Here is a 26,077-nt window from a genome sequence, read left to right on the forward strand (position 1 = left end):
GAGATATGGGGGACGGGTGCGACGGATCGACTATGACCAGCGGGTCTTGACACTCATCGAAGTACGGGGCGGAGAGCGGGAGTGGGCCGAGGCCGAGAGGTGCTTCGAGGAGCACGGCTGGCCCGTCACCGGTCACCACCCCCGTGGTGAAGGTCCGCTGCGCGGCGTACTGGACCCGGATCCGGCCTCGCGCGTGTACGAGGTGGAGGTGCGGCTGTTCGGCGCGGCACGCGGCTGCGATCGAGGCGCCGCCCAGCGGGTGCGGAAGGCGGTACGAGCGGCCCGACTGGAGGCGTATGTACTGCGCGCCGAGCCTCTCGTCCGCGACCGGGAGATGCTCCCGGAGTGGCGTGCCTACAGCACGAGGTATCGGCACAGCGGCCCGCACGGCCGGTGGTGGCGCCGCGCCGCTCGGTATGTCGTCCGCACCGGCCGGTATGACACCAGGGTGCGAGTGGCCGGTACTCCGAGGCAGGCCCTGCGGCTGGCGCGGACGGGCGCGACGGCGAGTGTGACGGCCGGGGACACGGGCAGCCCCAGCCGCGTCGCCGTACGGCCCCTCGATGGCCGGTGGCGCGGAAATGTACGGTTCTGGCCCGAAGAAGAGGGGGAACGCCGCCTCCTTCGCGTGTTCGCCGGGATCATCCTGGCAACGGCAGCCGCGGTGTTCGCCTCAGGGCACTCCGGCTTCACTTGGTGGTTCTGGGGAGTCGTGGCAGTCGTCGCGGGGTGTGCGGGGGTGTGGGCGGGGACCGGGCTCTACCGCGAAGGTCGAACGGCGGGCGCGCTCGTGGCACTCGTCGCCCTGTGCGTGTTCCTGTCGATGGGCCTCGGTCTGCTCAACAGGGACGGGTCGGGCTGGACCCGGACACAGATCCTCGTCACTGGTGTGATCGTCGCCGTCCTGGGCGGGCTGCGGCTGCTGGTACGGCAGTGGACCTGGGGCGAATGGGTGGCATGGGCCGTGCCGCTCGCGGCGACCCTGGCCGCCTCCTCATTTCTCGCGGCAGGCTCCCTCCTGCACACCCTCTACGCGGACGCCCTGTCGTTCTCCCCCGATGACCTCGACGTACCAACCGTCTGGCAAACCCTCGCAGCGGTGAAACTGCTGACGCTGCTGAGCCTGGTCATGGTGGGTCCCGCCTGGTGGGGCTACGCCCGGCATCGGCACCATTTCTACGCCGCCCCGGGCGAGGGCTTCAACATCGCCATATACGTCCTGATCACGCTGGCGCTGCTGGGCGGGTCCGGCCTCCTCGCCCTGAACTCGGCGGAGGCGGCGGCGGACAAGACGAAGGCCGCCGCGATACGGGGCGAGGACCCGCCTTCGTACTTCGGCGTAGAGCCGGAGTGGACGTGTGTCGAACCGGCCGTACCGGCCGGTAGGTTGTCCGGAGAGGGCCCTCGCCTCGTCCCGAAGCGGCCCTATCTGTCATTCGGGATCGCCCAGGGTACGGCCGTCCTATGGGACCGAGTGGCGAAGAAACCGGTGAAACTGCGGGCGAGCCAGGTGCGGCTGGTGCCGACGAAGTCCGCGATGGCGGTGTGCGGCGGCGAGGCGTCCTGAGACGGCCTCATGCGGGGCGTGGCCGCTCGCCGGAAGACCAGCAGGCGCAGTCGAGCTCGGCCCAGACGGCCTTGCCGGGGCCCTTGGGCCGCGGGGTGACGGCCCAGCGGGTGGCCAGGTTCGAGACGAGGAACAGGCCGCGGCCGGACTCGGCGTCGTGGGGCGTCGTGGTGAGAGCGGGGCGGCGTTCGGCGCGGGTGTCCGACACCTCGATACGGATGAGCGCCCGGGTTGCGGGGGCGCAGGTAGCGGTGAGGCGGAGGTGGAAGTCCCGACCGGGGACGTGGCCGTGGCGAACGGCGTTTCTCGGCGTCGGTCGAACTCTGGTTCTGGATCACTTCAGCACCAAAAGTGATCCAGAACCGCCCCGAACGCTGCTGAGCTTGACCGCGTCGCAGGCACCAACAACTACGGCTGTTCACTGCTGACCCGGTGGCGGCGCATCGGACGTATTTCCCCGATCTGACTTGTTCCTTCAGCTGGGGCGGGATGTGAACTCACGACCCTTCGTCTCGAACGAGGTTCGGGCGGGATCGACACCGGATGGTTTGCTGCTTTGCCTGGTCAGGGCGTAGGTGTGGGGTGCTTTCGGCCGGTGTCGGAGGGGCTTGGGGAGTAGGTCGGCTCCCAGATGGCTCCCAGTGCCCAGCATGGTGCCGACGCCCCTACATCTGACGTGACAGGTCGTCCACCAGAAGGTCGAGAGTAGCCTCCTCATGGAGTGCGACGCCGAGGGCCGTCATGGCAGGGGCGAGATCCGGGTCCCAGTCCGCGCTGACCGGCTGGCCGTCGAGCGCCAGTTGAGGGATGCCCTCAGCCTGGCTGCGAGCGGCCAGGTGCTCGTAATCCGCGGTGCCCATGCGCCACGGCACGGCGTCGTAGCGGCGGATGACCCGGTTGGCCAGAACGATCCCTGGCCAGTCGAAGTCGCCGTGGTAGGCGAAGCGACAGCCTGTGGCGGCGAGGGCGTCAAGAAGCGTGGCGACCACTGTGGCGGCGCTGCCGGACGTGCACACGACGGGCCGGACACAGGCCGCGTCTGCCGCGGCTTCCACCACGCGCGGATTCTCACAGATGTGGATGAGCGTTCCGGCGGGGAGACGCAGCCGCAGGGAGTGCAGGTCGCGCGGCGTCAGGTGCGTTTCGGCGTGATGCTTGGCCCGCTCCCGCAGGGCACACTCCCGCCAGCCTTCGCCGGCGGGGCGCAGCCCGTAGGTCAGCACTGTGCTGGAGACCTCGTCCGGCGTTACGGACACCAGCCGCCACAGAGCGCGTCGGCCGGCCGCGTCGTCGGGGAACTCGGTGCCATGGGCGAGGGCGACACCGCGTTGGACGAAGCGTGCGAGCCAAGTGCCGTCGTCCAGGCCGTGCGCGGAGCCGGTCGTCATGGCGGCGAGTTCTCCTCGGCCGAGGGCGTTGCCGCTACGTTTAGGACCGAGGAGAATGGTGAGGACTTGGACCGCCTGCTGGAGTGTCCGGATCGCCGCATCGGGCGTCACTCCCCTCGGAACCCCGGCCCGGCGCAACAGGTCGTACCACCGTCTGGGCCATTCCTGGCCGGCGAGCGGGGAGGCGTCGAGGGACGACGAGAGGGACGACCATACCTGCTCCCGCCGTGCCGTCGCGTCCGCGCGGACGGCACGGCGGTCGGTGAGGGGCGGGCCGAGTTCCTCCAGGGTGTCCCTGAGGCCGAGTCCGGCGGCCGAGGCGCGCAGCCGTGCGTCGAGCACGTCGAGCCGTACGGTCACGGCGGCACCGGTGAGAGGTTTGCCCAGGAGGAGAGACGGGCGCCGCCGGTGGGTGGCCGAAAATACCACGGACGTGTGCCGGCCCGTAGCGATTCCCGTAGTAACTCCTGCGAGCGCGTTGAACACCCTCCGGGAAGATCTCGGCGAGTGGGAGCACCTCTCCTCGTACAAACTCGTCGCGGGCCCGGACACCATCTATCTGGCCGAGCCCGACCGCGCTGCGAGTACGTCGACAGCTATGGCAGCAGCGAGCCGCGGCAGGGCGTTGCTTGAAACTGCTGCTCGACGAGAACGTGCTCCGCCCCATGGCTGAGATCGTGCGCATCAGCACGGCTGTCTGGTGGGCCTGCGCACGGCGATCGCCACCGTCTGCGCGGCTCTTCCCTACGCCCTGTCCGAACTCGAAGCAGCCGACGGCCAACGCCTCGTCTCCCTGACATCGATCGACCCGACGCGGCAGAAGCGCCTTCAGATCACGGGCCCGGACGCCGCCCCGCCCGAAGCACTGGCCGGGGCGTGATTCGGCCACCAGGCCCTGACACCTCGGTACACGAGGGCTCCCGGTCGGCAACCCATGGCAAGCGAGACCGGGACACGACCCGGTGGCTGACTGCGCTTCGTCTCATCAGGGCTCGCTGCCGAGCTCTTCCTGGAGCTCGGCGATGCGCCGTTGGATTGCCGCCGCGTTCTTCCGCTGACGGGTCAGCTTCGCCTCGGCGGCCGCCAGTTCCCGGGCGAGCCGCTCTCGATCAGCTGCCGCCCGCTCACGGATGGTCCCGTCGTCGCGGTACGCGGGCCCTACCCGCTCACTGCTCACTACCCCGCGACGCTCTCCGCATTCCGGGCAGTCGACGACGCGGGCGGAAACGTGGCTGTGCTCGCGATGCTGAATGTGGGGCACCACATGGTCGCAACGGAGAGTGAGGTCCCAAGTATCGAGGTCCTTCTTGCGTTCCTCCCGTGAGGGCCAGGAAGCGAACAGCCTGGCGAGCTTCTCCAGCTGCTTCGGACCCATCGGCGGTGGTGGGCAACAGAAGCCGCAATGCGTCACCCGAGAACCGCTGATGCCCCACCGACCACGTGTCGGCGTGCCGCTCGCGGAACCGCGGAATCCATGCTGGCGTGGGCGCCCCGCGTGTCGGCAGCCCGTGTGCCGGATGATGACTCTTGGCCGGAGTTGGATCGCAAGCGGCCTTCAGGCGACTGATGTCCTCTGGTGCAGGCGGTCAGATGTTGCTGTTTTGAGAGGCTGTCAGCGAGTCCCTATCGGGCCGTCGGCAAGACTGCCCCTCCGCTGAGCCTCGCCGAGTCGGCCCGGCGCTCCGCAGAGCGCATGGGCAACAGGACACACGACGCAAGGGCCAATCTTGCCAGCCCGTGACCTGCTCCGAACCGGGCCTTGCAGGGCGTCTGTGACTCAGCGCTACGACTGGTCACGCATCTAGGCGTAGGCGTCACGGGAAGTGAGATACCCCTGGTTGTTTCAGCACCTGGCTGGTCCGCGGGGCCCTGGCCGAGTTCCGCCCTACCTGGGGATCGTCCGGTCTGATGCCATGGAGAAGCGCAGGTTGGGACACCATCGTTGGGGGCGATGTGGGGACATCCACGCGATGGAAGGGACCGAGCGGCGATCGGTGGAGCTCTGCCGGGAGGCGGCTGGCGCGCTGGCGGGAGGACTCACGAAACGCGGATCAGCGGCTGGAGGAGATTGCGGCGGACCACCTGAGCGCGCTGCATGAGACGCTCCGTGCCGATCGATCGGCTTTCGGGTTGTACGACACGGCCTGTGCGGCCGGTGAACGGCTCGCCGGGGCCCTGGGGTCACTGGCCGCCGAGGGCGCGGAGTCGGAGGACGCGCTCGTCGCACGTCTCGTCTCGGAGGTCGGTGGGGACGGCGGCACACTCGCCGACGCCGCGGTGCGCAGGGGGATGGCCGCGGCGGTCCGCGATGTCCGGGACATGCATCCCGAGATGGACGACGCCATGAACGGGGGTGGCGCGGGCGGCGGCTTTGCCTGGGACATCCTGTGCGATCTCTACCAGGTGTTCTTCGCCGACATGGTGGGGGAGTTCCTCAGGGCCGTTGTTGCCGAGCACGTCAAACTGGCAGTGCCGGTGCTCATCGCTACCGATCCGGAAGGCAGGATCGCCAACTGGGTCGCGGAGAAGGTGGTGGACCTCGCGCCGAACCCCTGCGAGGAGTCCGCCGAAGCGACGGACCTCGCACAAGCCGTGGACACCGCCCAATCGGTGGTAGGCGCTGCGCAGGACTCCTCGACCGCGCTGTCCAAGATCGCCGAGTCGCTGGTACCGCAGGCGGTCGGCAGGATACTCGGCCTGATCACTGAGGAGACCACCGGAGAAGAGGGAGCGGCGGCATGACCGATTCCGACCATTTCCTGTGGTGGCGCGGCCACCGCGGGGACCGGCCTCGCGATGACCGCTGGACGGAGATCGACAAGGAAGCCTTCCAAGAAAAGGAGCGCCGCATCACCGGCCGACACCACCTGCCCGGTCCGGTCCCGGACTGGGCCGAGGATCTGTTCCGCGTCGCCAGGGCCGCGTTCATCGCCGACAAGTACGTACGCCGGACCGGAGAAGGGGACCGGTGGACCCGCCGCATCAGCCTCGCCGTACCCGTCACGGAACACGAGCGGTGGGAAAGCGCAGCTGTCCGTACCCACCTCACCGCGCTCCTCCAAGTCCTCACCGGGGACCTATGGAATGTGGACTTCCGGCCCCTCACCGGTCACTACGTCGAGGACGCGCTCGTCTCTCCGGACGAGCCGCGTGCCTCGGAAGTCGCGTTGTTCTCCGGCGGACTGGATTCCCTCAGCTGGGCCGCCACCCGCTCACGCGCCGACGACTCCCGCCCGCTGCTGCTCGTGATGTTCCGCGAGATCGGCCTCCTGCGTCTCCAGCAGCGGGTGTACACGGCCGTCGAACGACTGGTCGGAGCACGGCCGGTGCTGCTGTTGCCGATGAGCCAGACCCCGGCGGGCGACGGCTCGGGGGCACGGCTGGAGACCTCCTCCCGCACACGTGGTCTGCTGTACGCGGCGGGCGCGATCCGCGCCGCCACCGCGCACGGGGTGCGTACCGTCCACATCCCCGAGAACGGCCAGCTCGCCCTCAATCCGCCCCTGACGCCCGCGCGTTCGGCCGCTTGTTCCACGCGCTCCGTGCACCCGCGGACGCTGGGCAGTCTGAACGCCTTGTTGACTGCCGTGAGTGACACGGAGAGCACGGTGCAGGTGGTCAACCCCTTGGCACAGATGACGAAAGGCGAGGTGTGCAAGGCCGGACGTGGCGCGGGCCTCACTCCGTCCGACCTGGAGTCCACCCTGAGCTGCGGTAAACCTCCAACCCGCCGAAGCGGCGGCCCTCCCATCGCCAACTGCGGCGCCTGCTTCCCGTGTCTCGTGCGCCGCTCCGGGCTGCTCCACGCCAACGGCAGCGACGGCACCCGGTACGAGGCATTGCCGTGGGCGGACGGCCTACCGCTTGACCGGGGCGCCGACTGGCGCGCACTGCAGCGGTGGCTGCTCGGCCCGTACACCCTTACGGATGTCTTCACCGATACCCCGCTGCCGCCGGACACGGACCCGGCGGTGGCGTTCGATTTGATCAGGCGCGGGCGGGAAGAGCTGGCCCGGCTGCTTCAGATCGCGGATGCGACGGAGGCGGCTGACGCGGCGTAGGCGGCGCAGGTGAGATGCGGCTCGGACCAAGCCGCCTTGGTGGTCATGGGACCCCATCGTCGAGGTGTCCTGGACGCAGTACCTGCGCAGAGCGCCGACTGATCTGGGTCAAGGCCTTTTCGCCTCCCCATTCGGATCGTGAGTCGAAGGCCCGGGCACACCGCCTCGCCGACTCGCTGTCTTGAATCCCAAACGACGTGCACTCGACGAAAGTGCTTGAACTCTGGGCGCGCGCCTAAGAAAATCCCAAACGGCGTGCACCCAGCAGCGCGAGGCCTGCGTCTTCTACTGTCCTTCCTGAAGCCAGGGATCACCGGCCCACTCGTCCGCTGGGAGATCCCCCGACCTCAGGAAGGAACCACGTGCAGCTGAGGCTGATGTACGTGATCACCGCGGTCCTCGCGGCGCTTGTCGCCGCTCTGGTCGGCAGCGTCGTGACCGTCGTCGAGGGAGGGCGTCCCACGGCGGCCTTCAAGACCGGGGCATTGACCTTCGCCGGCTCCCTGACGCTGCTTTTCGTGGTTATGGGTGCCCTGGGTGTGGTGGGCTCGTGAGCGACATGGGTGCCCTCGGAGGGCACGTGCAGGCTGAGGGTCCCTCCTCGCTCGACGAAGTGCTCGCGAAGGTGCGCCGACACCGCACGCACCTCTCGCGGCTGATGAACACCCATGACGCGACTCACCTCGTCCTCGGGCTGCTGTACCTGAGCCGGACCGCGCACGCCGCTCCCGGCACCGGCGTACCGACATGGTCGTGGTTGCTGGGTCAGCCAGCAGGGCGCGGTTCGGGTATCCGCGCTGCCGTGAGCAAGTGTCTGAGCCACTGGCTTCCCGCAGCCGACGAACAGAGCGCAGATGTGGGCACGAGGAGCCTGATGCCCGTTCCGCCCCCTGGTTCCGAAGGACCACTTCACGCTCTCGTCCAGGCCATCGGCTCCACCCAGCGGGTCGGGCCCCTGCTCGACCACTGCCTCCGTGATCTCTCGGCGGACCAGGCAGATGGCAGCCACTACTTCACGCCGGGTGATATGGCGCGTCTGATGGTCGGTGCGGCCGTCCCCCGCGACCGGCACAGAGTGCTGGACCCGGTTTGCGGTTCAGGGGGACTGCTCGTCGAGAGTCACCGCTATGTCCGCGAACGCGTCGAGCTGAACCCAACCATGTCCTTGCATGGAAAGGAACAGCACGCCCACACCTCGCAGGTGGCCCGCATGAACTTCGCGGTGCGGGGGATCACGGCTCACGTCTTCCCGCCCGGGGACAGCCTCGCGGAGCCCGAGCGCGAGCCCTACGACATTATCCTGGCCAACCTTCCCTTCAACCAGCGCGACTGGGCGCCGGAGGACAACATGGAGCAGGGCGCCCGCCGGTCGGATCCCCCGCTCCCTGCCGATCCCCGGTGGCCGGAGGAACCGCCGTCCCGAGGGTCCGCCAACTCCGCGTGGATTCAGCACATCGCGCACGCGCTGGCTCCAGCCGGACGGGCCGTCTTCCTGATGGCCGACAGCGTGGCCAACAGCAGACAGCCCGTCACCCGAAGGCTCCGCGAACGCCTCCTGCGCGACGATCTAGTCGAGTGCGTGATCGCTCTGCCACCTCGCGTGTTCGGTCACACCAAAGCCCCCGCCTGTCTGTGGGTGCTCAACAGGGACAAGAGCGCGCGCCCCGGCTGGGGTGTCCTGGACCGTCGCCGGCAGGTGCTTTTCGTCAACGCGCGGCGAGCCTTCGAACCGGTCCCGGAGTCGAGAGCACGGAGGCTGGGCGACAAAAACACGGCATTGATCCTGACCACCCTGGCGGCCTGGCGTGGCCTCTCCGAGGACGGCGCTGCGGTCGCGCCGTACAACGACGCGGTCGGCTGGTCCCGAAGCTGCTCCACCGAGGAGATCGCCGATCGCGAGTACAGCCTGATGCCGACCTCGTACGCCGTGGAGCCTCCCAGCCCCGAGCGGGACACACGGAGCCGGGTCGAGCAGCTCAAGCTCGAACTGGCCGATCAGATCGAGCAGATGCGCGACCTGGAGCTCCGACTGCTGGACGTCTTGGAGGAATTCTGATGGAAGCCAATGCCGACCAGGTCGACTCGGGTAAAGCGGCTTGGCAGACGACCTCCATCAAAATCGAGCGGATCCGCAGGCGCATCTACACCACCTCCGGTTTCATCGACGACGCGGCGGCCGAACAGACTGCAGGAGTCGTCAGCTCGACGTTCGTCCAGAACGGCAGGATCCTCTCGCCCAGGACCAAGGAGTGTCGGCCGGGCAATTCCGCGCCCAGCAGGGCAATCCTCAAGGAGGGTGACCTGGCCGTCGTACTCGTCCGGCGGGTGGGCGATTCCGCACTGGTCACTGCCGAGCACGCGGGGTGTACAGCAACCAGGTCGATCGGCATCATCCGAGCTGAGCCGCACATAGTGCGGTGGCTGCGTATCTGGCTACAGACACCCACAGCGAAGGCTCATATCGACGAGGATGTGACGACACATGTCGAGCCCACCATCAGCCTCGGCACCCTCCACCGCATGCTGTTTCCGCTGCCTCCGCCAGACGTCGTCACCGCATACCACCGGGCCTTCGGCTTCATCGAGGGGATGACCGCCCGCTACCAGGAGACCGCCCGCAAGGCGGTGGAACTGGCCGACGCTCTCCATGACGACTGGGCATCGGCGATTCCGCCGTGGGAGACACGACCGCTCGCGAAAGTCGCCAAACCGAAGACGGGCCGAGGTTCCGAACGCTCGCTTCCCCCGTTGCCCACAGAACCCACCACCGATGTAACCGATGTAATCGCCCCCAGAGATCTCTACGACCTCCCCGTGCCCCACGTCCAGAGGTTCCGTCTGAGCAGCCCAGCGACCGAGGGCGACGCACATCCTCCCGGCACCTTGATGCTGAGCACCCGTTCCGACGGCGCACACATCGCTGTGCCGAGCCGACCAGCAACACCTCTCAGAGGCGTCGTGGCCGTACGACCTAATGAGGACGAGGACGGTTGGTGGCTGCTTCACGAACTCAGGAGCAGGAGCAGCGACATCACGCGGCTTGCGCAGGGCCAGAACGGCAGGGAAATCTCCGCCGGCGCCCTCAAACGCCTGGAGGTCACCTGGCCGGACCGGTTCACGCGCACCGACTTCCACACGATGGCCGATCCCCTGCACGCCATGGCGCGACTCCTTGTTGCCAAGATCGCGACGCTGCACACCCTGCGGGACGCGCTCCTGCGCGACATCTCCGCGAAGGCCGGCGTCCTCCGGCAACCGACAACCGAGCCGGAAGAGCAGAGCGCTCCTGCTCCTCGCCCCACCGCGGGCCCCGTACCACGGGGTATGACCGGCAAGGATCGGCCTGATCCGTGAACTTCGGCAGGAAGACGGTGGGGATATTGTCCGGTGATGGGGCGTTGTTGGGCCTTCTTTCAGTGTTGCGGTTAGAACATCATGATTCATTAGCGAGTAAAGCGGTGATTCATGACATGGTGGTGAGTGCTGCGGGTAGCGAAGGACCCGGTACATGGGGGCGAACCGACCCATTGGTGGGCGGTGAGCTGGTGATCCAGACGGCCTTCCCGGTGCCGGTAACTCGAGCGCGCACGTAACCCGGCGCTCCGACCGCACCGCATGGGAGCCACCTCAGGCGGCTCCCATGCCACCACCAGGCGGCTTGGTCGTGAGGCAACCCTCTCACCGTCGGGTACGGCCCTGGCTGCACTGTGTAGCAATGGCGCGCTCGACCACCTCAACCGGAGGCAGACATGGCCCGTGCCAGGGAGGCTGACCCGTCCGCGTTATTCGAGCGTCGGTGGGGGAGATCGGCCGAAGAGCTGGGTCATCACGTTGCCGCCACGGGCCACACGAACATCACCAGCGAGCCTGCTGTTTCGGGCAAACCCGCTGATCACATTTCGGGACGACAGGAATTGAACCTACTCCTGACCCCATGGCAGCAGACAGCGAGTGCTCGACCTGGCTGACACATATGACCATGGCTTTGCACATGCCATACCTCAGATTGGCCGAGCCTCGTTCACACCTTCATATGATGAACCTTTTGCCATACGTTCGTTCGGTGAGGGGGACGTCGCATGGGCACCGGGGGCGGCGGCGAGGTTCTGGACATCAAGGTGGCGGACATCAAGTCGGTCGCGCCGACGTTTCACCACCAGTCGGTGAAGCTGAGCGAGGCGCTGACCAAGCTGATCACGACGCTCGACGGCTATGGGGAGCCGTGGGGGGACGACAAGCCCGGTAAGGACTTCGCCAAGCAGTACAAGCCGAACCAGAAGCACATCGAGTCGGCGGCCGGGATTCTCGTTCTCGGGCTGACCAGCATCTACGAGGCGATGAACGACATGGCCGATGGCCATGTCGACAACGACAAGCTCATCGAGGGCATGTTCACCAAGGCCAAGCACGGCTCCGGCCATGACCAGGGTCCGGGCGCGGGCGGCCATCGGTGAGCATCGGGAGCGAGATCGAGGAGAAGGCCAAGGCCCTCCTCATGAAGCTGGGCATGTGGTGGCCGGACGCCAACTCCGGCACGCTGCGCCACGCGGCCGACGCCTGGCGGACGTTCGCCGACAGCGTGGACGATGTGCGGGTCGCCACTGACAAGGCGGCCACGACGCTCATCCACCACAACAAGGGCGAGGCGATCGACGCCTTCGAGACCTTCTGGGGGCGTTACGCCAAGGGCAAGGACGAAGGCTGGCTGAGCAATCTCGCCAAGTCCGCCCGGAACATGGCCAAGGCGCTGGACAAGTTCGCCGACACGGTCGATGACGCGATCGAGAAGCTGTGGACGCAGATCAGTATCGATGCCGTCGCGCTCGTCGGCGGCGGGCTGCTCACCATCGTCACCGGGGGCGCCTCCGACGGAGTAGCGGCGGAGATCATCGCTATGGCCGCCGGTCTGGGCGTGGCCGTGGAGGAGTCGGTTGCCATCATCGCGGCGGAGATGCTGACGGGTGCCGTCTTCACCAGTGTGTTGTCGGTGACGATCGACGCGGCGGTGGCGCAGCCGGTGAAGATCGCCCTGGGGCAGCAGAAGGGTTTCAGCCTGGACGAGGTCAATCAGGCGGCCAGGGACGGCATGATCGACGGCGGGATCTTCGGGGCCGGGTTGGGGGTGCTCAAGCCCGGTGTGATGCCGAAGCTCACCGGTGTTCCGGACCTGCTCAAGCCGCCGAAGGTGCCCTCGCTGCGCCCGAATCTGATCGAGGAGGGTCCGGCCGCCCGTCCGGCCAAGAAGTGCCCGTGCACGGGTGAGCCGATCGACATCGCGACGGGTGCGATGTTGATGGAGCACACCGATCTGACGCTGCCCGGTTCGTTGCCGCTGGTCTTCGAGCGCACCCATGTGTCCTCGTACCGGGGCGGGGTGTGGTTCGGCCCGACGTGGGCCAGTCTGCTGGACGAGCGGGTCCAGCTGGACGCGGAGGGTGTGGTGTTCGCGGCCGCGGACGGGATGCGGCTGGTGTATCCGGTGCCGGAGGCGGGGGTGCCGACGCTGCCCGCGAAGGGGGCGCGGTGGCCGCTGGAGTGGGACGGCAAACCGGACGGCGTCATGACGGTGACCGATCCGGAGGCGGGTGTGGTGCGGACGTTCGTCCGTCCCGCCGCCACGGAGGAGCCGGGCGCGGTCTACCTGGCCCTGGAGAGCCTCCAGGACCGCAACGGCGCGCGCATCGACATCGAACGCGCCCTGAGCGGCGCCCCGCTGGCCATCCGCCACTCCGGCGGCTACTACCTGGCCATAGACACTGAGGGCCAGCGGGTCACCGCTCTGCGGCTGCTGGACGAACCGCCGTCGGTCTACGCGCCGGAGCGGAGCCGTGAGGGCGGCACGGTGGTGATGCGCTATGGCTACGACGAGGCGGGCAACCTCACCGAGGTCATCAACTCCAGCGGCACGCCGCTGCGGTTCACCTACGACGGCCAGGGGCGGGTGACGTCCTGGACGGACCGCAACGGCACGTCGTTCCGGTACGTTTACGGGCCGGACGGGAAGGTGGTGCGCACCGAGGGCAGCGACGGCGTCTACAACGGCGGCCTGGAGTACGACGACGAGGCGCGGACGACCGTCTACACGGACTCGCTCGGCCACGCGACGAGATACCGCTACAACGCCGACGGGCAGCTGATCGAGGAAACCGATCCGCTGGGTCACACCACGCTGACGGAGTGGGACGCGCGCGGCGACCGTAAGGTCGCGGTGACGGATCCCCTGGGGCGCACGACGCGCTACGGGTACGACGAGGACGGCAACCTCACGACTGTCACCCTGCCGGACGGGGCGCGGGCGGAGGCCACGTACAACGACCTGTGCCTGCCGGTGGAGGTCACTGAGCCGGGCGGCGGGACGTGGCGCCACACGTACGACGACACGGGGAACCTCCTCACGACGACTGACCCCGTAGGCGCCACCACGGCCTACGGTTACACCGAGCGGGGCCACTTGGCCGAGGTGACGGACGCGCTGGGCAACACCACGCGTCTGACCCCGGACCGGGCCGGGCTGCCCGTCGGCGTGACGGATCCGCTGGGGCACACCACGAGCGTTCGCCGGGATCCCTTCGGCCGGGTGGTGGAGGCGACGGATCCGCTGGGCCACACCACCCGTATGGGCTGGACGACCGAGGGCAGACCGGCGTGGCGGGAGGAGCCGGACGGGGCCAGGGAGAGCTGGACCTGGGACGGCGAGGGCAACCTCCTCACCCACACCGACGCGGCGGGCAACACCACCCACCAGACGTCCACCCACTTCGACGTCCCCGCCACTCGCACGGAGCCGGACGGCACGAGGTACGCCTTCGCCTATGACACCGAGCTGCGCCTGACCGAGGTCACCAACCCCCAGGGCCTGACCTGGACCTACACCTACGACCCGGCGGGCCGGCTCACCTCCGAGACCGACTTCAACGGCCGTACCGTCGGCTACACCCACGACCCCGCGGGCGACCTGCTGACCCGCACCAACGGCGCGGGCGAGACGCTGCACTTCACCCGGGACGCGCTGGGCCGCACGACGGAACAACGCGACGAGGCGGGCACACGGACGACGTATGCCTACGACGCGCACGGCGCCCTGACGCGAGCGGCGAATCAGGACGTTGAGCTGACCCTGGAACGGGACGCGGTGGGCCGAGTCCTGTCGGAGACGGTCAATGGGCGGACGACGACGTACGCGTATGACGCCGTGGGCCGCCGCACCGAACGCACGGTGCCCTCGGGCCTGAAGAGCGTCTGGACCTACGACGAGTCAGGCCGCCCCCCGCGACTGGCGGTGGGCACGGCGGGCACCGTGACCTTCGCGTACGACGCGGCGGGCCGCGAGACGGAACGCCGCATCGGCGAGGCGGTGCGCCTGACGCAGACCTGGGACAGCTCAGACCGCCTCACCACCCAGACAATCGCCGAGGGCCGTGGCAACGAGGCGGACCGGATCCTCCAACACCGCTCCTACGCCTACCGCCCGGACGGCTACCTCACCGAGATCCGCGAACTCACCTCGGGCACGCGCCGCTTCGACCTCGACCCGGTCGGCCGCGTGACGGCGGTGCACGCCCACGGCTGGACCGAGACCTATGCCTACGACGCGGCGGGCAACCTGACGCACGCGACGGCCCCGGGTCATGAGGCGCCCGGCGACCGTGAGTTCACCGGCACGGTGATCCACCGCGCGGGCCGCACGACGTACGAACACGACGCCCAGGGCCGCCTCACCCGCCGCACCCGCCGCCTGCTGAATGGCCAGACCCGCACCTGGACCTACACCTGGAACGCGGAAGACCGTCTCACGGACGCGACAACCCCGGACGGCGACCACTGGCACTACACATACGACCCCCTCGGCCGCCGCATATCCAAACAACGCCTGGCCGAGGACGGCACGGTCGCGGAATCGCTGACCTTCGCGTGGGAAGACACCCGCCTCGCCGAACAATCCACACCGGAGGGCAACCACACCACCTGGGACTACACCCCTGACACCCACCGCCCCTTGACCCAAACCGACCACGCGTCACTGGTGCGCGAGCCCGGCGAATCCCTCATCGAGAAATTCACCGGCGCCGACGACGACACCACACCGCGTTTCCACGCCATCATCACGGACCTGGTCGGCGCCCCAACGGAGTTGGTCACCGAGGCCGGTGACCTGACCTGGCAACACCGCACCACCCTCTGGGGCACCCACTTCCCCTCCGGGACGAACAGATCAACGGTCGACTGCCCCCTCCGCTTCCCCGGCCAATACGCCGACCCCGAAACGGGCCTGTACTACAACTACTTCCGCCACTACGACCCCGAAACGGCCCGCTACGTCACCCCCGACCCGCTGGGCCTGGACCCTGCCCCTAATCACCACGGATATGTGGTCAATCCGATGGCGTGGTTCGACCCTCAAGGGCTGTCGTGCACGAAGCGTCCCAATCTCAGCGTGAACGAAAAGCAGTTCGGTAAGAAGTGGGGTAAGCACGCTCAGGACTACAGCCTGGATCCTGCTGACGGAAGCTCCAGGACATGGTTCCGCGACCGAATGAGCGCCATCCACAACGACCCGGACGAGGTCCGGCAAGGTTCATGGAACCCCCAGAGCGGAGGAGGCGAAGACTACCTCTTCTACCGGAAGGGGAAAGACCTTCTGGTCACTAAGGCCGACGGGGAATTCGTTACAATGTTCCCGCAGGATAAGCCGAATGGATGGTTCGCGAATGCGGACGTGGTTCACGGGGAAGGAGGATGATGATCTGTGCGACTTGACTCCCTTGCTGATTGCACGGTCGTCGCCGTTAAGGGTATCTACTATCTCCCTGAAGAGAGCGATCCGGCGGCGTCCCCCGAGGCCATTGAGTTGGTTCTCAAGGAATCTGGTTCACTGGACCTGACTTCGGGGACGGACTGGACGCTGCGTATCGAGGAAGGGGCGTGGCCAGAGCTTCCCAAGTGGTGTTACCCTCCCGATGCGTGGGCTTATCGCGATATTCTCGCTCTTTCTGCGGAAATGCTCGGTAAAATTCGCGCTGTGGGGAAGCAAGTCAATGAGTACGGGGATCTGGTCCAAGTTGAGCTCCAGTTCGAAGGAGGATCCCGCATCGCTGTCGCGTCCGGCGAATCGCTGATTGTGACGTTCGCCTTCGCGGACAAGGGCTGATCCCTGCGAAGGCTCTTATGTCGAAGGTGGCGAAAGGAGCGGCGGTGGCGGCCTATGCTGGGCGCGTGACATCGAAGGGCGAGCAGGGGCCGGCGCTACGGGCGGATGTGGCGCGGAATCGTGCTCGGGTGTTGCGGGTCGCCCGTGAGCAGTTGGCCGCCGGTGATGACTCACTTCAGCTGAATGCCATCGCCCGGCTCGCCGGGGTGGGCGTGGGGACCGTGTATCGGCATTTCCCCAACCGCCGCGCGCTGTGGGAGGCGCTGTCGACCGAGCGCCCGGCCTGACGTTGAGGCCGCCGACGTGCGCCGTCTGCTCTGCGGCATCGAGCACGCCTACGTTCCGGCGCTGACAGCAACCCGAAGCGCGCCGAGGTCTACCTGGATGTCCTCCTCGAGGGGCTGCGTCCCCCGCGCGGTCGAGCGGAACGCCGCGGTCGCGACCGGTGGCGATCCGCGCTTTATGGCGGCCCGGCCATGGTCCGGGCGCGGACGGCCATCGGTGAGCATGGGGAGCGAGATCGAGGAGAAGGCGCTCCCAGCAGGAAGGTAGGCGTGGACCTGAACCTCCGAGGCCAATCAGTCACCCGTGTCTGCTTCGACGCGGCTTTCACGCTACTCACCAGCGAGGATTACGAGGTGCGCGTGGAGGCGGACGCAAGCATCCAGGCGCCCGGTGGAGAGCTTGTGGTGTTTGATCCGGAATCCCCAAGTGCCACTGCTGCCCAATTGGTGAGCCTCGTGCACGATACGATTACCTCGGCCGAGGTGGGAAGCGTTGGAGGTCTGCTCATCTCGTTCGAGAGTGGTGCAGAATTGGCCGTGGCTCCGGATTCCGAATACGAGGCATGGGAGCTTGTGGGGCCGAACGGGAGTCGAGTGGTATGCATGCCGGGTGGCGAGATCGCACGATGGAGCGAACAGTAGCCTCGTGAGCGGTGCCGCGATTCTGGCGTGCGTGATCGCGACCTGGCGAATCCATGGGGTGGGCGTCGGATAATTCGTCGAAGAGGCAGATCAGGCAGTGAAGGCTGACTTCATCGAAGTTCGAAGAGGAGTATGGAACGCTCCACAGCCGGCGGGATGACATCGAAAGACGGCGGGCACGGCAGCAGGCCCATGAACGCCATCATTGCTCGCGCGCTGATCGAGCTGCTTGTATCCCTTGAGTTGTCCGACGAAGAGTCGGTTTCTGTGGAGGCGTCGGCAGCTCTTGCCGAGGATGCCGCCACGTCGCTAAGGGTTGTCCCGTAAATGATCTACGGCATGCTGGTCGACCGGCGGCTTTCTCTGTCACCCGGCGAGGGTGAGGTTGTGCAGGCGGGCGATACCGAGCATGGCGTGGTGGACACCGGCGCCTTTCAGGCGGCAGTCACGCAGGATCTTCCAGCTCTTCATCCGGGCGAAGGCGTGCTCGACGCGGGCGCGGACCTTGCGGTGCGAGGTGTTGTGTTCCTCCTTCCAGGCCGGCAGATCGGCCTGGCCACGTTCGCGGCGATGCGGGATGACCAGGCCAGTGCTCCGGTAGCCACCGTCCGCGATCACCATGGTGTTGCCAACAGTCGCTTTGGCGCCGGACAGTTCCCACGCCTTGCCGTCATTGCGGTTGCCGGGCAAAGGCTTGCCGACCGCGACGACGAGCCGGCTGTCGGCGTCGATGATGACCTGGTGATTGGTCGAGTATCGGTAGTTCTTCGACTGCTCGGCGACCGTGTGGTCACGCGTAGGGACCAGGGTGCCGTCCACGATCAGCACCGCGTCCTTTCGGAACCGTTTGCGGGACTGGAGCGCGAGCGACGGCCCGAGGTGGTCGATGATGCGGTCGGCGGCCGACTTCGACACCCTGAACAGCGGGGCCAGCTGCCGCAACATCAGGTTTGTCCGCCAGTACGCGGCGACCAGCAGCGCGCCCGGTCCTCCAGCAGCAGGCTCCATGGCCGCCCCTTGCGGACCGGGTCCACACCCTCCCGCCGCAGCGCGGTGATCAGCTTGCCGAACTGCCGCGAGCTCAGCCCGGTGAACGGGGCTATCCAGGACGGCTCCGACGCCGTGATCAGACCAGTCACAACAAGATCATCTCATCCGTGACCAGCAGTTGCGGGACAACCCTTAAGCAAGAAAAAAAGCCGCCTGGCAGTTTGCCTAACTCTTCGGCTAGGTCTGCCAAACGGCTTCTGAGGCACGTTTCCGCAGATCACCGCGGTTTCTGTGCCCCCGGCAGTGTGGTCGCTCAGGACATAGGAATGGGGTGTCTCAAGACATCGGAATGACCTTGGGGTCAAGGTCTGACGATGTCGAAGAGGCGTCTGGTGATCACTGCTGTGGTCGTAGAGGGCCGTACCCAGGGCGAGGTTGCGCGGGCGTACGGGGTGTCGCAGGGATGGGTCAGCCGTCTGGTGGCCCGCTACCGAGCCGAGGGCGAGGCTGCCTTCGAGCCGCGCTCCCGGCGGCCGAAGACCTCACCGACCGCGCTCGATGCGGCCACGGTCGACCTGATCGTCCGCATCCGAAAGGAGCTGGCCGGACAGGGCCTGGACGCGGGGCCCGAGACGATCGCCTGGCACCTGCTCCACCATCACCACCTGCGCGTGTCGCGGGCCACGATCAGCCGCTACCTCACCGCCCACGGCCTGGTGGTCCCCGACCCCAGGAAACGACCCCGCTCGTCCTACATCCGCTTCCAGGCCGAGCTGCCCAATGAGACCTGGCAGGCCGACTTCACCCACTACCGCCTCGCCGACACAGCCGGCACCGACACCGAGATCCTCACCTGGCTCGACGACTGCTCCCGCTACGCCTTGCACGTTACCTGCTGGCCACGCGTGACCGGCCCGATCGTCCGGGACACGTTCCGCCAGGCCGTCGCCGCGCACGGCATCCCGGCCTCCACCCTCACCGACAACGGCATGGTCTTCACCACCCGCCTCTCAGGCGGCCGTGGCGGCCGCAACGCCCTGGAACACGAACTGCGCCGCCTGCACATCACCCAGAAGAACGCCGCCCCCAACCACCCCACCACCTGCGGCAAAGTCGAACGCTTCCAGCAGACGATGAAGAACTGGCTGCGCGCCCAGCCCCACCAGCCCACCACCCTGCCCCACCTGCAGACCCTCATCGACCAGTTCACCCACGCCTACAACCACCAGCGACCCCACCGGTCCCTGCCCCACAAAGCCACCCCCGCCACCATCTACACCACCCGGCCCAAGGCCCTACCCGCCCACAGCCGCAACGCAGACACCCACACCCGCATCCGCCACGACCGCATCGACAAATCCGGCATCGTCACCCTCCGCCTGGCCGGACGCCTGCACCACATCGGCATCGGACGAACCCACGCCGGAACCCACGTGATCATGCTCACCAACGACTTGGACGTCCGGATCGCCAACGCCGCCACCGGCGAACTCCTCCGCGACCTGACCATCGACCCCAGCCGCGACTACCAGCCAACCGGCCGACCACCCGGCCCACAACGACGATGACCCCGAACCCAATCGTGGGTTCGAGGTCATTCCGATGTCCTGCGACATCACATGGTGCCCCCGGCAGGATTCGAACCTGCGCACACGGCTCCGGAGGCCGTTGCTCTATCCCCTGAGCTACGGGGGCTTGCGCCTGTCGCTGCTGTCTCGCGGCGACAGGTAGAACACTATCAGCTCGCGGAGGGTGGTCATGAACGTTTATCGGGGGGCGGCGGTCGGGGGGTGGATGTGGGAGCGGAGCGGCGTATACCGCATGTGGAGGGTGGGGCGCAGGGGTCTTGGGGAAAGGTCCCTCGCACGGGGCGGAAGTGGGGAAAACCCGGACGCAGCCGCGGCCGCCCGCCTACTCTTCAGGATGTGCCTGGCTTGTCCGGCCGGGTCCTTGTCGTCGACGACAACAAGGTCATCCGGCAGCTGATCAGGGTCAACCTCGAGCTGGAGGGCTTCGAGGTCGTGACCGCGGCCGATGGTGCCGAGTGCCTGGAGATCGTTCACCAGGTGCGGCCCGATGTGATCACTCTCGATGTTGTGATGCCCAGACTCGATGGGCTGCATACGGCGTCGAGGCTGCGTGCTGATGCTCGAACGTGTCATGTGCCCGTCGCGATCATCAGTGCGTGTACGCAGTACGAGATGGACAGTGGGAAGGCGCTGGGCGTCGATGCCTTCCTCGCGAAACCCTTCGAGCCCGTCGATCTTGTCGAGCTCGTGAGGCGGCTGATGCGGCAGGGGGCGGCCGGTGCGGCCGCGCCCGGTGATGCCGAGCCGGCTGTGGGGCCCACCGGGTAGTGGTGGGCCCCAGGCTCGGGCCTCTTCCTCTTCCTTTTCCTTCCGGTTCGGCCCGGGGGGCTTGGACTTCGGTTCTCGCCGGGGCTCGGGCTTCAGTTCTGGCCGGGGCTCGGGAGGCTCGGGTTTGTTTGTGGGTTTGTTCGGGGCCCGGTCCCTTTGGGCCGGGGTCCGGACGGGCCCAGTCGTGTGCTCGTCCGAAGGGCGAAACCGGTTCGCTTTCGTACCCCCCTCCTCCCATACGCTTGTCCCGTGACTCCCGCCCAGCTCTCCCGCACTGTGCTGCACACCGTGCGTCGTGCCGTTGAGGACGACGAGCTGTGCGTTGCCGTGCCGGAGCGGGTGAAGGTGCGGACGCCGCCTCGGGCTGGGTGTGGGGATTACGCCACTAATGTTGCTCTGCTGCTGGCCAGAGGCGGTGGGGATGCGCTGGGTATCGCCCAGGTTTTGCGGCGGCGGCTGCTCCGTACGCCCGGGATCGGCCGCGTTGATGTCGCCGCCCCCGGGTTTCTCAACATCACCCTTAGTGCCAGTTCCCATGCTCAGCTTGTGCGGGACGTCCTCTCCCAGGGGGCTCGCTACGGGTACGGCGATGCGCTCGCTGGGGTTTCGGTTCCGCTGGGGCCCGCCAACGAGGTGCGGGCCGCGCTTGTCGCTCATGTGGTGCGGGGGCTCGTCGAGGCTGTTGGGGGAGTCGTTGTTCCTGGTCAAGGGCCTGTTGTTCGGGCGGTTCCCGTGTCCGGGGGTGAGCTGCTTCGCTCCCTCGGCCCCGACGCCGCCCGCTGGGCGTTGCTTCGGCCCGCCGGGCATGATCTGCCCGATCTCGACCCCTCCCGGCTTCTCTCCCAGCGCGAGGACAACCCCCTCTTCCGGGTTCAGTACGCCCATGCCCGCGCCTGCGCCCTGATGCGGAATGCCGGGCAGCTGGGCATTACGCCCGAGCCCGAGTCCAGGGCTTACGACCACCCCGCCGAGAGCGGCCTTCTCGCCCTCCTCGCCGATCACCCCCGCACCATCGAGGCCGCCGCCCGGCACCGTGCGCCCGACCGGCTCGCGCGGCATCTTGTCGGCGTCGCCGATGCCTTCTTTCGCTTTCATGACCGGATTCATGACCGGATTCATGAACGGTTTCATGACGACTGCCCGCCGATCCCTTCCGGCCAGCTCAAACCCTCGGCCGTCCACCGTTCCCGGCTGGCCCTTGCCGATGCCACCGGGGCGGTGCTCGCCGGCGGCCTGCATCTGCTCGGCATCAGCGCACCCGAACATCTGTAAGACCTTGAGAGAGACAGCAGAGACAGCATGAGCCGTTCCGCCCATCCCGCCGGGCCCCGCCACGCCGATGTCCTCCCCGAGGGGCACTACGCCGCGCCGCCCGCCGATCTCAATCAGCTCGATCCGCGCGTATGGTCCCGTACGGTCAGCCGGAACGCCGATGGCGTCGTGACCGTCGGCGGGATCGACGTCAAGACGCTCGCGGGGCGGTTCGGGACGCCCGCGTACTTCCTCGACGAGGCCGACTTCCGGGCCCGCTGCCGGGCCTGGCACGAGGCGTTCCAGGAGCAAGGGGAGGACGCGGATGTGTTTTACGCCGGGAAGGCGTTCCTCTCCCGCGCCGTCGTGCGCTGGCTGAACGAGGAGGGGCTCAACCTCGACGTGTGTTCCGCCGGGGAGCTGGCCACCGCGCTCGCCGCCGGGATGCCCGCCGAGCGGATCGCGTTGCACGGGAACAACAAGTCCACCGCCGAGATCGAGCGGGCGGTCGAGGAGGGTGTCGGGCGGATCGTGCTCGACTCGTTCCAGGAGATCGTGCGGGTCGCGCACATCGCCCAGCGGCTCGGTAAGCGCCAGCGGGTGCAGATCCGGGTCACCGTGGGTGTGGAGGCGCACACCCACGAGTTCATCGCGACCGCCCACGAGGACCAGAAGTTCGGCATTCCGCTCGCGGGCGGGCAGGCCGCCGAGGCCGTACGGCGGGCGCTCAAGCTCGACGGGCTCGAGCTCATCGGCATTCACTCGCACATCGGGTCGCAGATCTTCGACACCTCGGGCTTTGAAGTGGCCGCCCACCGCGTCGTCGGGCTGCTGAAGGAGATCCGGGACGAGCATGGCGTCGAGCTGCCCGAGATCGACCTGGGTGGCGGTCTCGGCATCGCGTACACCTCGGAGGACGACCCGCGCGAGCCGCACGAGATCGCCAAGGCGCTGCGCGACATCGTGCACCGGGAGTGCGACACGGCCGGGCTCGCGGTGCCGCGGCTGTCGGTCGAGCCGGGGCGGGCGATCGTCGGGCCGACCGCGTTCACGCTCTACGAGGTGGGCACGGTCAAGGAGCTGCCGGGGCTGCGGACGTACGTCAGCGTTGACGGCGGGATGTCCGACAACATCCGTACCGCGCTCTACGACGCGGAGTACTCGGTGGCGCTGGTCTCCCGCGCCTCCACCGCCGAGCCGATGCTCTCCCGCGTCGTCGGCAAGCACTGCGAGTCCGGCGACATCGTCGTACGGGACGCCTTCCTGCCCGCCGATCTGGCCCCCGGCGATCTGATCGCGGTCCCCGCCACCGGCGCGTACTGCCGCTCTATGGCGAGCAACTACAACCACGCGCTCCGGCCGCCCGTCGTCGCCGTACGGGACGGGCAGGCGCGCGAGATCGTCCGGCGGGAGACGGAGGAAGATCTGCTGCGGCTCGATGTCGGCTAGCGAGGATCCGCTACTCGCCAGCGGCTACCGCCAGCCGCTACCGCCAGTGGGAATCGGCTAGCGAGAAATGGATCTCGGATACTGGACCCGGGACAGAAAATCCCGTCCAGTGCATGAGACTGGTGCACTAACGCGCTGATGCATTAACGCGATGGATGAGAGACGAGGTCGGATGATGCGTACGCGTCCGCTGAAAGTGGCGCTGCTGGGCTGTGGAGTGGTCGGCTCAGAGGTGGCGCGCATCATGACGACGCAGGCGGACGACCTCGCGGCGCGCATCGGGGCCCCGGTCGAGCTGGCCGGGATCGCCGTGCGCCGCCCCGGCCGGGTCCGGGAGGGGGTGCCGGCGGAGCTGGTGACCACCGACGCCACGGCCCTGGTCAAACGCGGGGACATCGATGTGGTGGTCGAGGTCATCGGCGGGATCGAGCCCGCCCGTACCCTGATCACCACCGCCTTCGACCACGGTGCGAGCGTGGTCTCCGCGAACAAGGCGCTGGTCGCCCAGGACGGCGCGGCGCTGCACGCCGCGGCCGAGCAGCGCGGTGCGGACCTCTACTACGAGGCCGCGGTCGCGGGGGCGATCCCGCTGGTGCGGCCGCTGCGCGAGTCGCTCGCGGGTGACAAGGTCAACCGCGTCCTCGGCATCGTCAACGGCACCACCAACTTCATCCTCGACCGGATGGACGGAAGCGGCGCCGGTTACAGCGAGGCGCTGGACGAGGCCACGGCCCTGGGTTACGCCGAGGCCGACCCGACCGCCGACGTCGAGGGCTTCGACGCCGCCGCGAAGGCCGCGATCCTCGCCGGGATCGCCTTCCACACCCGGGTCACCCTCGACGATGTGCACCGCGAGGGCCTTACCGAGGTAACCGCCGCCGACATCGCCTCCGCCAAGCGCATGGGCTGCACGGTCAAGCTGCTCGCGATCTGTGAGCGGGCCGCCGACGGCCGGTCGGTCACCGCGCGGGTGCACCCGGCGATGATTCCGCTGAGCCACCCCCTCGCCTCCGTACGCGAGGCGTACAACGCGGTCTTCGTGGAGGCCGACGCCGCGGGACAGCTGATGTTCTACGGCCCGGGGGCGGGCGGTTCGCCGACCGCCTCGGCCGTCCTCGGCGACCTCGTCGCCGCCTGCCGCAACAAGCTGGCGGGCGCCACCGGACCCGGGGAGTCCGCCTACAGCCGGCTTCCGGTGAGCCCGATGGGCGAAGTGATCACTCGATACCACATCAGCCTGGACGTCGCCGACAAACCGGGAGTTCTGGCGCAGGTCGCCACGGTCTTCGCCGAGCACGGCGTGTCCATCGATACGGTCCGCCAGCAGGGGAAGGACGGCGAGGCGTCCCTCGTCGTCGTGACCCACCGGGCGAGCGACGCCGCGCTGTCGGCGACCGTGGAGGCGCTCCGCCGGCTCGACACCGTCCGCGGTGTCGCGAGCATCATGCGGGTCGAGGGCGAGTAGAGGGTGAGTAGAGGCCGGGTAGCGGCCACGCTGAGGCCGAACAGAGGGTGAGCGGAGAGTAAGGAAAATCATGAACGCAATCGCCGACGCCGGGCCTCGAATGTCCGGCACCCGCCAGTGGCACGGCTGGCGGGGCATCATCGAGGAGTACCGCGACCGCCTCCCGGTCAGCGGGACCACCCCCGTCGTCACCCTGCGCGAGGGCGGTACGCCGCTGGTCCCCGCGCAGGTGCTCTCCGAGCGCACCGGCTGCGAGGTCCACCTCAAGGTCGAGGGCGCCAACCCCACCGGGTCGTTCAAGGACCGCGGGATGACGATGGCCATCAGCGTGGCCAAGGAGGCCGGCGCCAAGGCCGTCATCTGCGCCTCCACCGGCAACACCTCGGCCTCGGCGGCGGCGTACGCCGTACGGGCCGGGATGGTCTGCGCGGTGCTGGTCCCGCAGGGGAAGATCGCGCTGGGCAAGATGGGTCAGGCCCTCGTCCACGGCGCGAAGATCCTCCAGGTCGACGGCAACTTCGACGACTGTCTGACGCTGGCGCGCGGACTGTCGGAGAAGTACCCGGTGGCGCTGGTCAATTCGGTCAATCCGGCCCGGATCGAGGGCCAGAAGACCGCCGCCTTCGAGATCGTGGACATGCTCGGGGACGCGCCCGACATCCATGTCCTGCCGGTCGGCAACGCGGGCAACATCACGGCCTACTGGAAGGGCTACAGGGAGTACGCGGCGCCGTTCGCCGACAGCGGGCCGCACGCCTCCCGTACGCCCCGGATGTGGGGCTTCCAGGCGTCCGGCGCGGCGCCGATCGTGCGCGGTGAGCCAGTCAAGGAGCCGAGCACCATCGCCACCGCCATCCGCATCGGTAACCCCGCCTCGTGGACCTTCGCCGAGCAGGCGCGCGACGAGTCCGGCGGCCTCATCGACGAGGTGACCGACCGTCAGATCCTCGCCGCCTACCGGCTGCTCGCCGCCCAGGAGGGCGTTTTCGTCGAGCCCGCCTCCGCGGCGAGCGTGGCGGGTCTGCTGAAGGCGGCCGAGCAGGGGCTGGTCGACCCGGGCCAGCGCATCGTCTGCACGGTGACCGGGAACGGGCTCAAGGACCCGGACTGGGCGGTGGCGGGTGCGCCGCAGCCGGTCGTGGTCCCGGTGGACGCGGATGCTGCGGCCGTACGGCTTGGGCTGGACTGATACGGCGCGACGCGGAGCGGCCCGGGCGGGCCGGTCTTCCGGGTCGGTCCGGTAAGGCGTGGTGCGCCGTGGGCCGGGCCGGTCCGGTACGGCGCGACCCGGCCCTGACCGGGGCCGGGGCCTGGTGCGACGGGGGTTTCGGCGGGCCGCCTGACGCGGCCCGGCGGGCCCCTCGGCGCCCACGTCGGCCCCGGGTCGTGGGGCTGGGCGGTGTCCTGCGGATCGTGCCGCCCGCGGCGGGCAGTTCCCCTCCCCGCCCCTTCCCGAAACCAGGGACTCCGCCCCC

At 68.2% G+C, this 26,077-nt stretch carries 20 protein-coding genes, 1 tRNA gene and 3 pseudogenes; 19 read left to right on the forward strand and 5 right to left on the reverse strand.

Annotated elements, in window-relative coordinates; genetic code table 11:
* Positions 1 to 46 precede the first annotated feature (46 nt).
* The gene (locus ACJX2R_RS34265) at positions 47 to 1,567 is read left to right on the forward strand and encodes a hypothetical protein (RefSeq protein ID WP_413103262.1); all 1,521 of its coding nucleotides are present in this window, start codon (positions 47 to 49) and stop codon (positions 1,565 to 1,567) included.
* A 7-nt stretch (positions 1,568 to 1,574) separates the two neighbouring features.
* Here ACJX2R_RS34265 and ACJX2R_RS34270 read toward each other — a convergent pair.
* Together ACJX2R_RS34270 and ACJX2R_RS34275 are read right to left on the reverse strand one after the other, a co-directional pair.
* Positions 1,575 to 1,871: pseudogene (locus ACJX2R_RS34270) on the reverse strand (ATP-binding protein); the annotation flags it as partial.
* A gap of 361 nt (positions 1,872 to 2,232) precedes the next feature.
* Positions 2,233 to 3,510: a TIGR02679 family protein gene (locus tag ACJX2R_RS34275; RefSeq protein WP_413103263.1), complete on the reverse strand. Its 1,278-nt coding sequence runs from the start codon at positions 3,508 to 3,510 to the stop codon at positions 2,233 to 2,235.
* Positions 3,511 to 3,655: 145 nt separating this feature from the next.
* Between ACJX2R_RS34275 and ACJX2R_RS34280 the strand changes: the two genes are divergently transcribed.
* Complete coding sequence (locus ACJX2R_RS34280) at positions 3,656 to 3,835, forward strand: hypothetical protein (RefSeq protein ID WP_413103264.1); 180 nt, start codon at positions 3,656 to 3,658, stop codon at positions 3,833 to 3,835.
* 105 nt (positions 3,836 to 3,940) lie between these two features.
* On the opposite strand, the gene ACJX2R_RS34285 is transcribed toward ACJX2R_RS34280, so the two are convergent.
* Positions 3,941 to 4,132, reverse strand: coding sequence for a hypothetical protein (locus ACJX2R_RS34285; RefSeq protein ID WP_413103265.1), 192 nt, complete (start codon positions 4,130 to 4,132; stop codon positions 3,941 to 3,943).
* A 776-nt stretch (positions 4,133 to 4,908) separates the two neighbouring features.
* On the opposite strand from ACJX2R_RS34285, the gene ACJX2R_RS34290 reads away from it, so the two are divergent.
* The 11 genes from ACJX2R_RS34290 to ACJX2R_RS34340 all read left to right on the forward strand — a co-directional run bounded on the left by ACJX2R_RS34290 (position 4,909) and on the right by ACJX2R_RS34340 (position 17,417).
* Positions 4,909 to 5,697: a hypothetical protein gene (locus ACJX2R_RS34290; RefSeq protein ID WP_413103266.1), complete on the forward strand. Its 789-nt coding sequence runs from the start codon at positions 4,909 to 4,911 to the stop codon at positions 5,695 to 5,697.
* Positions 5,694 to 7,016 carry a 7-cyano-7-deazaguanine synthase gene (locus ACJX2R_RS34295; protein ID WP_413103267.1) on the forward strand — a complete coding sequence of 441 codons (1,323 nt, stop codon included), beginning with the start codon at positions 5,694 to 5,696 and terminating at the stop codon, positions 7,014 to 7,016. The genes ACJX2R_RS34290 and ACJX2R_RS34295 overlap by 4 nt, the downstream gene beginning before the upstream one ends.
* 362 nt (positions 7,017 to 7,378) lie before the next feature.
* A complete protein-coding gene (locus ACJX2R_RS34300; protein WP_413103268.1) occupies positions 7,379 to 7,570 on the forward strand; it encodes a hypothetical protein in 192 nt (63 codons plus the stop codon).
* A gap of 320 nt (positions 7,571 to 7,890) precedes the next feature.
* Positions 7,891 to 9,072, forward strand: coding sequence for an N-6 DNA methylase (locus ACJX2R_RS34305; RefSeq protein WP_413103269.1), 1,182 nt, complete (start codon positions 7,891 to 7,893; stop codon positions 9,070 to 9,072).
* Positions 9,072 to 10,370, forward strand: coding sequence for a hypothetical protein (locus ACJX2R_RS34310; protein ID WP_413103270.1), 1,299 nt, complete (start codon positions 9,072 to 9,074; stop codon positions 10,368 to 10,370). The genes ACJX2R_RS34305 and ACJX2R_RS34310 overlap by 1 nt, the downstream gene beginning before the upstream one ends.
* Positions 10,371 to 11,095: 725 nt before the next feature.
* Positions 11,096 to 11,470: a hypothetical protein gene (locus ACJX2R_RS34315; RefSeq protein ID WP_413103271.1), complete on the forward strand. Its 375-nt coding sequence runs from the start codon at positions 11,096 to 11,098 to the stop codon at positions 11,468 to 11,470.
* 41 nt (positions 11,471 to 11,511) lie between these two features.
* Complete coding sequence (locus ACJX2R_RS34320) at positions 11,512 to 15,756, forward strand: DUF6531 domain-containing protein (RefSeq protein ID WP_413106010.1); 4,245 nt, start codon at positions 11,512 to 11,514, stop codon at positions 15,754 to 15,756.
* A gap of 6 nt (positions 15,757 to 15,762) precedes the next feature.
* Entirely contained in the window at positions 15,763 to 16,164 is a 402-nt protein-coding gene (locus tag ACJX2R_RS34325; RefSeq protein ID WP_413103272.1) for a hypothetical protein, read from the forward strand.
* 65 nt (positions 16,165 to 16,229) lie between these two features.
* On the forward strand, positions 16,230 to 16,451 hold the full coding sequence (locus tag ACJX2R_RS34330) for a helix-turn-helix domain-containing protein (protein ID WP_413103273.1): 222 nt from the start codon (positions 16,230 to 16,232) through the stop codon (positions 16,449 to 16,451).
* A gap of 267 nt (positions 16,452 to 16,718) precedes the next feature.
* Positions 16,719 to 17,090, forward strand: coding sequence for a DUF6188 family protein (locus ACJX2R_RS34335; protein ID WP_413103274.1), 372 nt, complete (start codon positions 16,719 to 16,721; stop codon positions 17,088 to 17,090).
* A 132-nt stretch (positions 17,091 to 17,222) separates the two neighbouring features.
* Entirely contained in the window at positions 17,223 to 17,417 is a 195-nt protein-coding gene (locus ACJX2R_RS34340) for a hypothetical protein (protein WP_413103275.1), read from the forward strand.
* Between the two features lie 39 nt (positions 17,418 to 17,456).
* On the opposite strand, the pseudogene ACJX2R_RS34345 reads toward ACJX2R_RS34340, so the two are convergent.
* A pseudogene (locus tag ACJX2R_RS34345) lies at positions 17,457 to 18,229 on the reverse strand (transposase).
* Between the two features lie 225 nt (positions 18,230 to 18,454).
* Between ACJX2R_RS34345 and ACJX2R_RS34350 the strand changes: the two are divergent.
* Positions 18,455 to 19,648, forward strand: a complete 1,194-nt coding sequence (locus ACJX2R_RS34350) for an IS481 family transposase (RefSeq protein WP_413102085.1) — start codon at positions 18,455 to 18,457, stop codon at positions 19,646 to 19,648.
* Between the two features lie 52 nt (positions 19,649 to 19,700).
* On the opposite strand, the gene ACJX2R_RS34355 is transcribed toward ACJX2R_RS34350, so the two are convergent.
* A tRNA-Arg gene (locus ACJX2R_RS34355) sits at positions 19,701 to 19,775 on the reverse strand.
* A gap of 181 nt (positions 19,776 to 19,956) precedes the next feature.
* Between ACJX2R_RS34355 and ACJX2R_RS34360 the strand changes: the two are divergent.
* The 5 genes and pseudogenes from ACJX2R_RS34360 to thrC all read left to right on the forward strand — a co-directional run bounded on the left by ACJX2R_RS34360 (position 19,957) and on the right by thrC (position 25,791).
* A pseudogene (locus ACJX2R_RS34360) lies at positions 19,957 to 20,437 on the forward strand (response regulator).
* Positions 20,438 to 20,686: 249 nt separating this feature from the next.
* The gene (nrtL, locus tag ACJX2R_RS34365) at positions 20,687 to 21,709 is read left to right on the forward strand and encodes an ArgS-related anticodon-binding protein NrtL (RefSeq protein ID WP_413103276.1); all 1,023 of its coding nucleotides are present in this window, start codon (positions 20,687 to 20,689) and stop codon (positions 21,707 to 21,709) included.
* Between the two features lie 27 nt (positions 21,710 to 21,736).
* A complete protein-coding gene (gene lysA, locus ACJX2R_RS34370; protein ID WP_413103277.1) occupies positions 21,737 to 23,137 on the forward strand; it encodes a diaminopimelate decarboxylase in 1,401 nt (466 codons plus the stop codon).
* Positions 23,138 to 23,309: 172 nt separating this feature from the next.
* Entirely contained in the window at positions 23,310 to 24,602 is a 1,293-nt protein-coding gene (locus ACJX2R_RS34375) for a homoserine dehydrogenase (protein WP_413103278.1), read from the forward strand.
* 70 nt (positions 24,603 to 24,672) lie between these two features.
* Positions 24,673 to 25,791 carry a threonine synthase gene (gene thrC, locus ACJX2R_RS34380; RefSeq protein WP_413103279.1) on the forward strand — a complete coding sequence of 373 codons (1,119 nt, stop codon included), beginning with the start codon at positions 24,673 to 24,675 and terminating at the stop codon, positions 25,789 to 25,791.
* Positions 25,792 to 26,077 lie beyond the last annotated feature (286 nt).

It is taken from the genome of Streptomyces sp. Inha503 (genome assembly GCF_047215865.1).
Taxonomy (GTDB): domain Bacteria; phylum Actinomycetota; class Actinomycetes; order Streptomycetales; family Streptomycetaceae; genus Streptomyces; species Streptomyces lycopersici.